Source organism: Acinetobacter sp. ANC 4636, assembly GCF_054454555.1.
In genome coordinates this window covers 108,407-122,097 of the sequence record NZ_JBTKVD010000002.1, presented here as the reverse complement: position 1 = coordinate 122,097, position 13,691 = coordinate 108,407, and the positions used below count along the sequence as shown (strand labels likewise).

The 13,691-nt window shown below is 41.4% G+C and carries 15 protein-coding genes; 5 read left to right on the top strand and 10 right to left on the bottom strand.

Going from position 1 to position 13,691, the window contains the following annotated elements; genetic code table 11:
- Window positions 1-57: 57 nt before the first annotated feature.
- From yccS to ACX1N5_RS02720, 4 genes are all read right to left on the bottom strand, one after another.
- The gene (gene yccS / locus ACX1N5_RS02735) at window positions 58-2,196 is read right to left on the bottom strand and encodes a YccS family putative transporter (RefSeq protein WP_458799689.1); all 2,139 of its coding nucleotides are present in this window, start codon (window positions 2,194-2,196) and stop codon (window positions 58-60) included.
- A gap of 76 nt (window positions 2,197-2,272) precedes the next feature.
- A complete protein-coding gene (gene sodC / locus ACX1N5_RS02730) occupies window positions 2,273-2,818 on the bottom strand; it encodes a superoxide dismutase [Cu-Zn] SodC (RefSeq protein ID WP_458799691.1) in 546 nt (181 codons plus the stop codon).
- Between the two features lie 123 nt (window positions 2,819-2,941).
- Window positions 2,942-4,027 carry an AI-2E family transporter gene (locus ACX1N5_RS02725; protein ID WP_458799693.1) on the bottom strand — a complete coding sequence of 362 codons (1,086 nt, stop codon included), beginning with the start codon at window positions 4,025-4,027 and terminating at the stop codon, window positions 2,942-2,944.
- Between the two features lie 77 nt (window positions 4,028-4,104).
- Window positions 4,105-4,752, bottom strand: coding sequence for a ParA family protein (locus tag ACX1N5_RS02720; RefSeq protein WP_131379530.1), 648 nt, complete (start codon window positions 4,750-4,752; stop codon window positions 4,105-4,107).
- A gap of 121 nt (window positions 4,753-4,873) precedes the next feature.
- Here ACX1N5_RS02720 and ACX1N5_RS02715 point away from each other — a divergent pair, with 121 nt between their 5' ends.
- Both ACX1N5_RS02715 and ACX1N5_RS02710 read left to right on the top strand, forming a co-directional pair.
- Entirely contained in the window at window positions 4,874-5,341 is a 468-nt protein-coding gene (locus ACX1N5_RS02715; protein WP_004754401.1) for a Holliday junction resolvase-like protein, read from the top strand.
- A 123-nt stretch (window positions 5,342-5,464) separates the two neighbouring features.
- Window positions 5,465-6,034 carry a hypothetical protein gene (locus ACX1N5_RS02710; RefSeq protein WP_458799696.1) on the top strand — a complete coding sequence of 190 codons (570 nt, stop codon included), beginning with the start codon at window positions 5,465-5,467 and terminating at the stop codon, window positions 6,032-6,034.
- A 46-nt stretch (window positions 6,035-6,080) separates the two neighbouring features.
- On the opposite strand, the gene ACX1N5_RS02705 is transcribed toward ACX1N5_RS02710, so the two are convergent.
- Together ACX1N5_RS02705 and ACX1N5_RS02700 are read right to left on the bottom strand one after the other, a co-directional pair.
- Window positions 6,081-6,611 carry a hypothetical protein gene (locus ACX1N5_RS02705; protein WP_458799698.1) on the bottom strand — a complete coding sequence of 177 codons (531 nt, stop codon included), beginning with the start codon at window positions 6,609-6,611 and terminating at the stop codon, window positions 6,081-6,083.
- Between the two features lie 32 nt (window positions 6,612-6,643).
- Complete coding sequence (locus tag ACX1N5_RS02700) at window positions 6,644-7,417, bottom strand: class I SAM-dependent methyltransferase (RefSeq protein ID WP_458799861.1); 774 nt, start codon at window positions 7,415-7,417, stop codon at window positions 6,644-6,646.
- A 143-nt stretch (window positions 7,418-7,560) separates the two neighbouring features.
- Between ACX1N5_RS02700 and ACX1N5_RS02695 the strand changes: the two genes are divergently transcribed.
- Window positions 7,561-8,409, top strand: coding sequence for an aldo/keto reductase (locus ACX1N5_RS02695; RefSeq protein ID WP_131379524.1), 849 nt, complete (start codon window positions 7,561-7,563; stop codon window positions 8,407-8,409).
- Here the strand turns inward: ACX1N5_RS02695 and ACX1N5_RS02690 are convergent.
- Entirely contained in the window at window positions 8,406-8,690 is a 285-nt protein-coding gene (locus ACX1N5_RS02690; RefSeq protein ID WP_458799700.1) for a hypothetical protein, read from the bottom strand. The genes ACX1N5_RS02695 and ACX1N5_RS02690 overlap by 4 nt on opposite strands.
- 60 nt (window positions 8,691-8,750) lie before the next feature.
- Window positions 8,751-9,398: a hypothetical protein gene (locus ACX1N5_RS02685; RefSeq protein ID WP_458799702.1), complete on the bottom strand. Its 648-nt coding sequence runs from the start codon at window positions 9,396-9,398 to the stop codon at window positions 8,751-8,753.
- A gap of 310 nt (window positions 9,399-9,708) precedes the next feature.
- Between ACX1N5_RS02685 and ACX1N5_RS02680 the strand changes: the two genes are divergently transcribed.
- Both ACX1N5_RS02680 and ACX1N5_RS02675 read left to right on the top strand, forming a co-directional pair.
- Window positions 9,709-10,974, top strand: a complete 1,266-nt coding sequence (locus tag ACX1N5_RS02680; RefSeq protein WP_131388582.1) for a hypothetical protein — start codon at window positions 9,709-9,711, stop codon at window positions 10,972-10,974.
- 164 nt (window positions 10,975-11,138) lie between these two features.
- A complete protein-coding gene (locus tag ACX1N5_RS02675; RefSeq protein ID WP_458799704.1) occupies window positions 11,139-12,098 on the top strand; it encodes a 2-hydroxyacid dehydrogenase in 960 nt (319 codons plus the stop codon).
- Here the strand turns inward: ACX1N5_RS02675 and ACX1N5_RS02670 are convergent.
- Both ACX1N5_RS02670 and ACX1N5_RS02665 read right to left on the bottom strand, forming a co-directional pair.
- A complete protein-coding gene (locus ACX1N5_RS02670) occupies window positions 12,095-12,502 on the bottom strand; it encodes a hypothetical protein (protein ID WP_131379515.1) in 408 nt (135 codons plus the stop codon). The two genes, ACX1N5_RS02675 and ACX1N5_RS02670, sit on opposite strands and share 4 nt — an antisense overlap.
- Window positions 12,503-12,661: 159 nt before the next feature.
- A complete protein-coding gene (locus tag ACX1N5_RS02665) occupies window positions 12,662-13,654 on the bottom strand; it encodes a DUF4062 domain-containing protein (protein WP_131388579.1) in 993 nt (330 codons plus the stop codon).
- Window positions 13,655-13,691 lie beyond the last annotated feature (37 nt).

Below are 13,691 nucleotides of genomic sequence, written 5' to 3'. Positions count from 1 at the left end.
TTAATTAAAATATTTAATCAGGCGTGGCATTGTCTTCAAGCGCACGCCTGAGAGGCCTTACTTAATCTCTTGTATCAGTAACTGCTGGCGTAAGTGGAGTAACTCAGGCAGAGTTTCTAATAATAAACTGATCTGTTTTAAGATTAATAACAAATGATCTGACAAGTTTGCTTGCTGACTAAGCCTCTTAATTTCTTGTAATTTTTCCTGAATCTGAATTTCAGCTAGAGGCTGTTGTTGAAGTAGTACAGCATTTAAAGTCTGCTGACACCAATGCATTAATTCGAGAATCTGTGGATCTTGTACCTGTTCGCGATGACTCCCCAGCGCTGAAATATAACTGAGCTGACTATGGCTATAAACCAGATAACGAAAGGCATGATGAATCAGGGTTGGATTGGGGTGTGGTTCAGCACTCAGACTGGAAATCATGGCAGACAGCTCGATCTGTTTATTATGTGCAAAACGCCGAGCTCTACGATAATGCATACTGTTACTTTTACCTTGCTGATACTGCTCAACTACGGCATCCAGATAAGCCAATGTGGCTTGGGTTGAGTTTTTGATATTGTTGGAAATATTTCGGAAATTCCAGTCAGGCCAAATCAGACTGACTGCTAACCATGCAATCCCGCAGCCGAGCAGGGTATCAATAATCCGCGGTAAAATAATTTCATAGCCTGACCCTTTAATATTAAAAATCAGTAGCACCATCAAGGTTGCCATGAGGGTTGCCATCGAATATTTTTTGACCCGCAAATAAAAGAACAGCACGCCACAAATGACGGTCAGCAGCAGTTGTCCTTCAATACTGGGAACAAAATATAAAATGGGAATACCACATAACACGCCTAGTAGTGTGCCTAGAGTCCGCATTTTTAGGCGTGATTTGGTGGCAAAGTAGCTGATTTGGCAGACAAATAAACTGGTAAGTAAAATCCAGTAACCATTTCTGGCAAAAGGTAATAAAGAAATTGCATAACCCACCAGAAAGACGACTGCGATGCGTACCGCATGGCGAAACAAGGCAGACTGGGGGCTCAGATGTTGCTTAAGTTTTAAAACGAGATCATGCCAGCCTTGAATATCATCATCGAGTAAATTCAGATTGTCATCGAGTGTGGTCGTGTGTTGTGGCAAATGATTCAGTGCCAAAAGTTGCTGATGTAGATTATGCAAATTATTTAAAATGAGCTGTAAATTTTTCACTTCCAGATTCTCTGGATTGAGTTGTACCCAGTCGTGCATAGATTGTTCTAAATGCTGAAGTGCCAAACTATGCTCAGGATTGACCACATAGGGTTGCCGATTCAGTACACACTGTGCAATTTGCTCGCAGGCGAGCGCATTCATGCGGATATTTTTTTGAATACGAAAAATTAAATCGCTACGGCTAAAATTGGCTTGGATCTGTTCGTAATGTAAATAATTGGAGGTTGCCTGTTCGTGAATATCCTGCGCCAGAAAGTAGAGATGTAACCAGTAGATGGTATTTTTATTGGCACGTGAGGCTTTCAGGCGTGTCAGTAGAGCGGTTTTGGTCTGATTCAAACTTTGTACGACAGCGGCATTTTGCACAGATAAATCAAACAGCAGTTGCTCAACCAAATGCTGATGGTCGGGGTCGAAGAGCTTGGATTTGATTTGAAGTAACTGGGCAATCTGTTGAAAACTGGTCGAGAGATAGTCCTGTACCACCAGTGTCGGTTTGAGCAGGTAAAAAATAATCGCTGCACAACTGTACCAGATTGCGCCTAAAACAAAGCAGCTGGGTTGCCAGTACCAGACGTGTACTTCGCCCAAACCAAACATGGTATAAATGGACAGCAACACTGTTCCAAACGAAATGGTAGCGTAACGCTGCCCCAAGCCGCCCAGTAAAATAAAACCTGCACTGGACAACGATAAATACAAAATAAAGAAAATAGGATAGGGATGTAACAACTCTAAAATGGTACTGGTGATAAAAAACAGCACACAAACATAGAGTAAATTACGCAAGCGAATACTCAGCCGATCATCGAAATCGGTTAGGGCTGCTGCAATCGTTCCTAAGGTCACTGGGACAATAAATTGTCCCAAGTGCAAATAATATAAACCGAGTGTGGTGCCAGTCAGCACAATCCACATTTGTAAGCAATACATGATCAATGCATTGCTCAGGTAACGCTGAAGCAGGGTATAAAAGCTATTCACGTTATTGATTTTTAGGTGATTATGTCAGTATTTAGACTGGACTTTTTTCAAGTTCTTGTCAATTACACTGCGTGCTTTATGGAATCAGCCCACATGCAATCCGTTCACCGCCACCACCAAATGGTTTTGGAGAGTCCGAATAGTTATCACCACCGGCATGAACCATGATTGCCAAGCCGTGGACATCACTGAGTTTTAGGCGAGGTGCGAGTAGTTTTTGATTGGCATTGCCATTGGCATCGACCTGAAGTACAGGTAAATCGCCCAAATGTCCTGTGAGGGGCGTGCCATGATGAGGGGTTTGTTGAGGGTTAAAATGTCCGCCTGCAGCAAGGCCAGCAGCCATCTTGCCATCTTTCATCGCAGGGTCACATGATCCTTTTTCATGAACATGAAAACCATGCATGCCTGAAGGCAGTTTGGATAAATGGGTGGTAATGACTAAACCTCGAGCAGAATCCTGTAACGTCACAGTTCCGATTTTCTCGGCAATTCCCTGTGCAGTCACAGCATTCATGGTCACTTGCTGCTGTGAGGTGTGTTTTGAAGACCAAGACTGGCAACTGGTCAGTAGCATGGAACCGAGAAGGCACAAGCCTGTGAGCTGAATAAAATGACGCATGTGATTATTATCCTGTTTTATTTTTTTACGTCTTTTATTCAAGCAAACAAAAATTGAGGCATTGTTCGTAATCGGTTAGCACATGTATGAATTTGTTATACCGATATCAGTAAATGCGTGGTATCACTCTAATGTTGAAGTTGGGTTTTCCATTTGTTGCTCATGAATCCATTCTCGCCAGATTGCCAGTAAAATTGCCAGAACAACAGGGCCAATAAACAGTCCGATGAGACCAAAACTGGCAATGCCCCCCAAAACGCCAAACATAATCAATAAAAACGGAACTTGGGTCGCTCCTGAAATCACCAGAGGGCGAATCACATTGTCAGAAGTACTGACAATACACACCCCCCAGGTTAATACACCAATCGCTGCGAAAATGTGCCCTTGTGAAAATAGCCACAAACTGACTGCGATATAAGAGATAGGTGTACCAAATGGAATCAGTGCCAACACAAAAGTGACAATGGTTAAGAGCATCGGGTTGGGAACACCCGCGATAAAATAGCTCAGGCCTGCCAAAACTGCTTGCGCAATTGCAGTTAAACCAATGCCGTACACCACAGCGCGTGTGGTTTTGGAAATCGTTTTTAAATAATGATGAATACGGGGACCAACGACTTTTTCCAAGGCATGTTTAACCTGATTGAGTAAGGTAATGCCATCACGATAAAAGAAAAACAGGGAAAACAGTGCAAAAAATAATTTCACCAGATTACGGCTAATTTCACCCAGCACAAGGCGACCGTAGTTTAGGTGGCTTTGCAACCACAGCGTAATATTTTGTCGTAAAGCGTACGGATTGCTATTTATCTCGTCCAGTATACGTTGAATGTCATGACCAATAATTGGAAGACCTGTAATAAATGCAGGTAAGTTCAGATGCCCTGAAAATAATTGTTTTTGAACTTCAGTAAATAACTGTTGCCCCTCATTTTGTAAAATAAAAATTGCAAATACAAAGGGCACGCCAATCACCAAAATAATCAGCAATAACATGAGGGTTGCACTGAGGTTAGGGCGTTGCTCACCGCATTTTCTCAAGATCCAGCGGTAAATTGGCCAAGTCATATACGCAATAATGATGGCCCAAACCACAGGCACAATAAAATACTTAAGAACACTGAAGCTTAAATACAGCAGGATAAAAAACAATCCGAACAATAAAATACGATGTAATAAAATAGGAGCAGATTTTTGCACGTGCATCTCAAAATTAAGGTTTTTTTAATATTCGTATATTAACTGAAAAACACGTGGCGGCAAATTGATCTACTTTACAGGCTTTAAAACCATGCAGTCGGGTCGTCAATAATGGCGTTGAGTAGTGGCTGCCATTGTTTTTGAATAGTCTGATAGATTTTCTGTTGTTTATCAAAAACACTCAAACCTTGCATGGCAAGTTGTCCATAAGCACTGCGCTCAGAAATCCATGCAATCGGTTGTTGCTCAATTTTACTAAAAAAATCCTGAATATCTTTAGAGCTGGCACTGTGGGCTTTGACCCGGTTAGCGAGTAACAATAGCTCAACCTTACCTTTGCGTACACGTTTAATTTCTTGTAAATGCTTGAGAAAACGGCGTGTGCTGTCGATGTCGAAAAATGAGGGCTGTATCGGAATAATAATCGCATGGCTTTCGCTGATGAGTTGTTCAGCATGCTCACCTGACAATGCACCTGGTGCATCAATAATTAAATATTCAAGATTTTTTGGCACATCGCCAATTGATTTTTCATTGCGCCAGTCTAGCGACTGAATAGAAGAGATACTATGTTCAGGGCGTTGTTTTAACCATTGCAGGCTCGATTTTTGATTGTCAGCATCGGCGAGTGCAACGCGGTAATTTTTTGCTGCAAGAGCACTGGCAAGCGTAATGGCTGTATTAGTTTTTCCGCATCCGCCTTTTTGATTAGCAATTAATATCGTTTTCATGTCTTTTATATAAAAAATATAGGCTTGATTACTTTAGCACTTTTTCCCTGATTACGCTTATGACATGACAAAAAGTCCTAAGCCTGTTTAAATGCGTCAATTTAGACACAGGAAGCATCGTATGCCCATTTGGATTGCTATGGTCATTGGTTTAGGCATTGGCGTTATTTTGACTTATGCATTATTGTCGAACCTGAGGAATGGCAAAATTCAAGCGGAATATGAAGTTCAGATTTCAGAGCTAAAACGCAAACATCAGAAAGAATTACGCTTAGCTCAGTCACGCAGTGTCAACAGTAGCCGTGCGATTTTAAAGGGAAGAATGGCGGAGCAGTTCGCCCCGATTTTCCCTGAATTTGAATATTTACCCAGCGATGCCAAATTTCTGGGAGATCCTGTCGACTATGTTGTATTTAATGGTTATAACGCTTTTCGCGATGGAGATGGGCGTGCCGATGAGATTGAAGTCGTGCTTATTGATATTAAAAGTGGCAATGCACGTCTGACCAAAGGACAGCAGGCGATTGCCGATGCAATTAAAAAAGGTCGAATTCGCTTTGAAACCATTCGGGTCGAATTTGAGGACTAGAAAACGAGATGACAAAATTACTACGCTTTTGCGTGTAGTCGTTACCATTTAGCTGCATTTGATCAAGATGAACATTCTAAAATTCTAGAATGAGATTGATTTTTGATGAGATGAGGAGTCGCTATGCAAGCCCTAAAATTTTTCGCATGTGGTTTAGGATTGGCGCTGCTTACAAGTCATAGTTTTGCTTCAAATTCAGGTGCAGAATACAACATTGCCAATGGCTTGGCACCTGAGGTGACATGGCAGTCCATTTCGCCGCTGAAAGCCTTTCGGGGTGACTTTCGAATTTTAAGCACCAAAAGCTATAGTCAGGATGAACAGGCAAAATTTTCCCCGATTGATTATGCGGTGAGTTGGGGCATGTTTGCTGATCCATATTTTGCTAAACAGATTAGCGTGCGTCAGTATGACCGCTTTCTCAACTGGAAAATGAAAACCTTACCTGTGTCAGCAGAGCAAGCCATGCAAATGGTGTCCAATATGCACATTATTCCTGCGAACCCTGACATCGCCAAACAGATCAAGCAAGTCCAGCGGGGTGATCTGGTGCGTTTACAAGGTGAGCTGGTTGAGGTTAAAGACCGCAATCTGGTCTGGCGTTCTTCATTGACCAATACTGATGTGGGTGATGGGGCTTGTGAGTTGTTTCGGGTACATTCAATTCAGTGGATTGAGCATAAAGCATTGTAAAATAAAGCTCTAAAAATAAAAAAGCATGGCGTTTGCCATGCTTTTTTTATGATGCAGGATTGGCATTGGCTGTATGCGCTTTCCAGTATTCAAGTTGTTGAGTGGCTTGAATGACTGGGGTTTTATCGACTTTCTCCGTGGCTTTTTGATGCTGTCGCTGATCCCAATAGTCGTACATCATGCCCTGAATATAGCGACCCTGTTCCGTCTTCAGATCCAAGTCCTTGAGCATGTTTAATGCCGAATGAATCTGGTCATGCTTGCGTTGTTCGACAAATTCAACAGTCAGTTGATTCTGCTGTTTGAGTTGTTCTAGTTCGGTACGCATGTCTTGCGTCATGTCATGAAAAGCACGGTTAAAGTTGTCGAGTTGCTGAATGTCATGCGCATCATCAGGCGTTGCAGCAAATGCTCTAATATTTTGTGGAATGGTGGCTTCACTGGCAGTATGCGTCGCTGCTGAGGATGCGGTTGTTGCCGAACTGCTCTGCTCAGGCTGTTTCTGACATGCCGCAAGGCCCAGACTGCCTGCAAGCATGAATGCGGGCAGGAGGGAACGAGAAAAGCATTGCATCATAAAGTTACCAAAATCCAAACCGTATGATTTTATTATATTTTAATAAAATCATACGCATAAGTTAAATATGGAAAATCAATTTCATCGTCAGGGCGTTTGCCCAAATAGTCAAAAATCACCTGCTCAAACTGTTGTTTGAGTTGCTGCTGTTGTTCAGCAGGCATCATGGCAATAAAACTGGTGGAAAGTAAACGGTTACTGACCACTTGCTCGACCGTGCCATGATGCAAATGGATAAAATGCTGCTCGCTACCGAGTTTAAACCATGACTGATTTTGAAAGGCTTTTTTCCATTCACCACTATGATAGCGTGGCGTATCGTTTTCTAGGGGTAATAAAATATCCGCAATCGCTTTGACCCACGGTACACTGGTATCACGCTGGTTCCAGACCAGTCCAAAATGCCCATGTGGTTTGAGCAGGCGGTGAACTTCAGCAAGGGTTTCATGGTTGGCAAACCAGTGAAAAGCCTGTGCAGCCAGAACGGCGTCATATTGTGCCGACTCCAGTGGAATCTGGTCGCTGTAGGCAGTCAAAGTGGTGACGTCAGGATAAGCTGCCTTGAATTGTTGTTGCATTTCAGCAACGGGTTCAACTGCAACGATATGCGGAGTGACCTGTTTGAGGTATTGGGTAAATTTACCTGTACCTGCAGCAAGATCAATTACCTGTGACTGGCTGCTCAGCTCCAGCTCACTGCGTAGCCAAGAGACAATTTGTAAAGGATAACTTGGGCGGGTTTGCTGATATAAAGCTGCACCAGAACTAAAGCCCTGCGCCGCGGCAGGATGAATAGTTGACATGATCTCATTCCTTGAATTTATTTGGTTTATTATAAAAACTTCCTGCTATATCAGGGTGAAAGTAGCATTATTTATACAATTTAACCGATTTCAACAACGGTGCTGCGCCATAATGTTTAAAGCATTGCCAGAGAGAAAAACAGCACATGAATCGATCTGAACATATTCCGAATTTGACCTTGCATGACGGTTATGTAATTCCTGCCTTGGGTTTTGGAACCTATAGTCTGAATGGACATATAGGCGTTCAGACCATGCAGCGTGCTTTGGCACATGGTTACCGTATGCTGGATTCGGCATTTAACTATGAAAATGAAGGGGCAGTGGGGCAAGCGGTTCATCTTTCGGGACTTCAGCGTGATGAACTGTTTATTACTTCCAAGTTGCCAGGTCGCCACCATGCATATGACAAGGCGGTGGTAACCATCGAAGAGTCACTGTATCGGGCGAAGATTAACTATTTTGATTTATATTTAATTCACTGGCCGAACCCAAATCAGGGGTTATATGTGGAAGCTTGGCAAGCCTTGATTGATGCCCAGAAAAAAGGGCAGATTAAGTCGATTGGCGTGAGTAACTTCTTGCCTGAACATATTGAAGTGTTAAAAAAGGAAACAGGGATTGTACCTGTGATTAACCAGATTGAGTTACATCCGTATTTTAACCAAGCCGAGCAATGTGCGTATCATCAGCAACATGGCATTTTAACCATGGCGTGGAGTCCGTTGGGACGCGCGCGCGATGTATTTCAAGATGCAGTATTGCAAGAGATTGCCCAGCAAATCGGCAAATCTGTAGCGCAGGTGATTTTAAGATGGCAGATTCAGCTTGGTGTGATTCCAATTCCCAAAGCCAGTAGCGATGAAAACCAGCTTGCCAACAAAGCGATTTTTCAGTTTGAACTCAGTGACGAGCAAATGCAGCAGATCAACGCTCTGACGCGCAGCAACGGCCGCCTGAGAAATCAGGATCCTGCGGTGTATGAGGAATTTTAATCGCAGACCATCGGGATAGGGCCCATAGACCGTCCATTGGATTGTAAATGGCAGTTTGGCGGCACATGATATTCTGGACGATGTGGTCGATAATCATAGTCTGGGTTTTGTATAATAATGACTTGTGGACGACTGATTTCAACCTGTGTGTCATGGGCATTGCTATCCACAAAAACTCGTGTGGTAGATTCGACCTGTCGGGTGTGTTCAGGCACAACAAGACAGCCATGTAAACACATGCTACAGTACAGCACACTGCCTAATTTTATCCAGCCTCGCATCGTGTCACCTAGCAGATCTTAATTTTATTTTACTGTAAATGACTTTATGTACAGGCTCAACTACTGGTTAGTTTCTGTTTCATGCAAACGATAAAATTTCTGTAAGTGTTTTACTTGGCTATGCAGTTGCTTGGCAGGCAAACGGGTTTCCTGCAATAGTGTCAACCATGCTATATGGCAGCGTTTTAGTTCACTGACATTTTCACACTTGTCGATTTTCTCAATTAAGCCTCTTGCCAACAGCCCACCGTATTGTCGTAGAGTATCAATCATCAAGCCTTTAATGGCAGGAAAGTTGAGCGCAATATCCAGATCGGGTGGAGGAGTGGTATCGAGCTTGAACGCTGCCTGCTGCTCTTCTTCGGCAATTTCTTCGGCTAATGTTGGTTTAGCTCGGGGTTGAGAATAGCGCTGTAAGACTTGAGAAAGCACATTGACAGTGGGGGTAGCTGAAGCAATGGTTTCTGTTTCTGTTTCTGTTTCTGTTTCTGTTTCTGTTTCTGTTTCTGGCGCTAAATTGGTAATAAAACCCAGCTCCAGTAAATGATCAATAACCTCTGGCTGAAACAGGCGTTGGCGGCTGGCGGCGGGTAATTTATCAAAATCATCCGTACCCATGAGAAATAATAACTGACGTTGTTTGGCTGAAAGTTGTTTAGAGCGTTGTTGTAATGCTTCTTGCCCAGCTGTTGTTTTTACATAATGCATTGCCCAATTTCCCCTCAATTGGAATAATCCAATATTCAAGCGCAGCATTGTGACAGCTTAATTAATTTCATTGAATTTATATGAATTGTGTTGCGAAATTGTGCTAAAACATGAATTTAATGACTTTTTAATAAAATCCATTTTGGGATGTAGCAGATTGGTTTTAAAATACAAAAATCTGACCGCGGCGTGGCAAGATGTCATATTTTGCCCTGTTTAATCTCTATTGCCTTTATACAATAGGCATTCGCCAGTCCCTTCTTTTTTGATTGCATTTTGGCAGTCGCTAATTTTTATTTTCGGTGCGTGAATGGATAAGCAAATTATTTTTGAAGACGAACAAATCCGGGTTATTTTTCTAAAAGGAAATTCCAAAGAACTGATTTTTTCGTTTGGAGATTTAATTACTCGCGCCAAAGGCTTAACGATTAATGCAGAAAAGTCGTTGGCGAAGTATGAATATAACGTGATTGGCGTAATGCCAAAAATTAAATCATGGTTTCCTGTGGCGAGTATGCAGGCGATGATGAGCGCGGTACAACCCATTCTGGACCAGTTTGAAACAGTGGTCGGTTATGGTGGTTCAATGGGGGGCTATGCGGCAATTAAATATTCTAAATTACTGAAAATGAACCGCGTGATTGCTTTTGTGCCGCAGTACAGCATTGACCCGCAGGAAATTGAAGATCGCCGTTATACCGAGTTTTTTGATGAAAGTTTGCATCAGGACATGCACATCACCACGCAGGATGTCTGCGCAGGCAGTGAATACATTGTGGTGTATGACCCATACTATGCCAATGACCGCGAACATTATTTAAAAATCAAACATATCTTGCCACAGCTCCATACCTTGCACTTGCCATTTACAGGGCATGAGGCGCTGTCGGTTTTGGCGAGCTCAAGTTTGCTCAATGATTTTATTCGTCATCCATGGAATAAAAACTATTTTTACCAGCAAATGCGTACGGTCAAGAAAAAGAGCAAATTCTACTATCGCACGGTGATTAATAATTTATTGTCGCGCCATAGTGCCGCGCTCGGACGGATTTTACGTAGTAATGATTTGCAGCTTGAGGATCAATACCTCGATGCCAACTTAAAGCAACTTATTACCCGAATTATGTTGAGCCGCCGTCAGGTCACTGAGCAGGATTTGCAAAAACTCGGGATTAAGGTCAATCTGCCACAAGACAATCATCCGACGCAGTTGCAAGACTGCTATGGTAATTTCCTTGTGTTTAATATTATTAGCAACAAGATTGAAAGTTACCCTGAAGAAGCAATTCATCTGAATTATAAATATTTGATTCCATTGCTGATTAAATCGAGTTGTATTGTCAAAATTGAACTGAACAATGAGCGTTATATTGTCGGAATGAATGATCGTCGTGTCATGAAACTGTTCAAAGAAGACGATGCCTTGTCGATGGATATGAGTCCAATTGTCGTGAAAAAATACCCTGAATATTATGTGTTGAGCTATAAAGAGCAAAATATGCGCTGTGATAGTTTGGGTATTTGTTATTTTGTTGAGCCGCCGTTGCTCGATGAAGAGAAATTTATATTGGCATAGTCTTGAATATATAGACTCATTCGGCAGAAAAACTACCCGTTTTTCTGCTTTTTTTATATGAAATCAATTGGTCAAGGTCACTAAAAGCGTTAATGTTGAGTAAAAACTTTCACTGAATTCAGGTGAGGTTTTAATTTTCTAAAAAACACAATAAGGGATGACACATGACAGGTTTAAAAGCAGTATTTTTAGATTATGCCAGTTTAGATCAAAATGACTTGGACTTTACTCCCTTAGATGCTGCTTTTGCAGAGTTACAATTATATAAGGCAACTACGCCTGAGCAGGTCTTGCCGCGCCTTGCCGATGCTGAAGTCGCAATCGTGAATAAAGTGGTTTTAACTGCCGAAACGATTCAGCAATTGCCAAAACTGAAACTGATTTTAATTTCTGCTACAGGCACCAACAATGTCGATTTAAAAGCAGCACAGGCGCAGGGCATCGTGGTGTGTAACTGTCAGGGCTATGGCACTGCATCGGTGGCACAGCATACACTGACATTGATGTTGGCATTGGCCACCAATGTGCTGAAATACCATCAGGCAGTGCAGCAGGGGCGCTGGCAACAGGCAGAGCAGTTCTGCTTTTTAGATTTTCCAATTGTGGAGTTGTCAGGTAAAACCTTAGGTGTGCTCGGCTATGGCGAACTGGGGCAGGAAGTGGCTCGTTTGGCACAGGCGTTGGGAATGAAGATCTTGGTCGGGAATCTACCGAATCGTCAACATGCAGGACGTTTGTCACTCGAAGAACTTTTACCACAAGTCGATGTACTGACTTTGCATTGTCCGCTGAATGACAGCACCAAAGATTTAATTGCTGAAAAAGAACTGGCGTTGATGAAACCGAGTGCATTTTTGGTCAATACTGCACGCGGTGGTATTGTCAATGAAGCAGCATTGGCACATGCCTTACAGCACGGCAAACTGGCAGGTGCTGCAACTGATGTTTTAACCGTTGAGCCACCCAAGCTGGGTAATCTCTTGTTGGATACAATGATCCCCAATCTGATTATTACCCCGCATTCGGCATGGGGCAGTGTGCAAGCCCGTCAGCGCATTGTCCAGCAACTCACTGAAAATGCGCAGGGCTTTATCTCTGGAAAAATCATTCGCCAAGTGAATTAATTACTGGTGGGTTGGCTTAAAGATTTTTGTTCAATCGGGACAGGAGAAGTATCGTTACGGTTTCCTGTCACCACGTCTTTGGCTTGTTGCCATTTTTTCTCGGCAGTTTGTTGTACATCATTGGCTTTTTCCTGCACGGCTTGGGTTTTTTCTGCGCCAAATTCTTTGGTGTTATCCCATTTTTGCTGAATTTTATCTGAGGCTTTGTCTGCACCGCGCTGTGTAGCATTGCCTATACGCTGTATGGTTTGCCCTGTTTTATATAAAATCACGCGCCCTAAACTTGGGTTATCAGGCAGTGGCGCATTGGGAGTGCTGGGTTGAGTTTCGGTCATTGCAAAAACTGACGGTGCTGCAACAAGGCAACTACTCAATAAAAATAGTTTGATTGGGCTTAAACGCATCGCAAGATCTCATCCAGTTGATACTCAGCATTTTAGGATGAGATTGCACAAATAGGTGGGAAAGAGAAGAAACTCATACGATAGGATAACGAAATTTAATAGTCATCCTGATTTATGTTAGTAATGATTCATAAATAAATCTATTTTGTTTTCAGCGATTTATGGTTTCCATATGGGTAAATCAAATATTTCACGTAAACTATTTAGATCATGAATAAAGGATCGGTCTTTAGAATTAGTGAATTTCATAAGAAGATTGTATTCTTCTTCTGAAATTTGAATATCGGTATCATTTTTTAATGAACTTAGAAATTCAGAAATACTGGTACTTTTTGATAGAGCTTCAATAAACTGTATTATATTTTTATCTGTAAAATTTATTTCATCAGATAGGTATCTAAAAAAATTATTTGATTTTAATTTGTCAAGATTTGATAATCCAATTATTTTTTTATTTTCCTGTTTAATAATATCCTGCTTTTGATCTGCATTATTGTCTAACATTAATGTTTCAAGATAGATCTTTAATGTTGAATTTAATGCTTCTAAATGTTTAATCTGATTTTGAAGAGAGTCTAGTTTCTTTGAATTTCCCTGTTTAATTAGAAAATTTTTAAATAATCCTGCCCATTGTTCTCTTAGCCAATCTTCAATTTCATTATATTTTTCAAAGGAAAAAATAGGGTTATTGTTAGGTTTTTTGTGAATATCATCAATTAATTTAAAAATATTAACGCTGTCTACATGTGCATACTCAATGTCCTCATTATTTTTATTCCGTTTATACGTTTGGTATTCAGCATAAACACCTTTTTCAATTAATATATATGTCGGAATATGGTTGTCATTAGCTGTTTCATATTCTTTTCGAGTAATGCTGTTATAAGTTGTATATTGATTCGGTTTTTCATTCATGGGTTCAGTACTAATAGGTGCTCCATAACGTCCCCCGATAATTAACACAAATATATCAGCAGCTTCTGCTTCTGAATAACAAGAGATATCTAATGGGTCATCACTAATAAAGGCAATTTGCCCTTTTTCAAAAAGAATAGATTCATATCCTAAAGAATCTATAAATAAGCTTAAAGATGCTCGAATATGTTTTAAATCATAATAGGTTGAACTAACAAAAACACGTGGCTTAGCCATTTCTTATTCTCAAAATAAAACCCCACTCATTTTATAG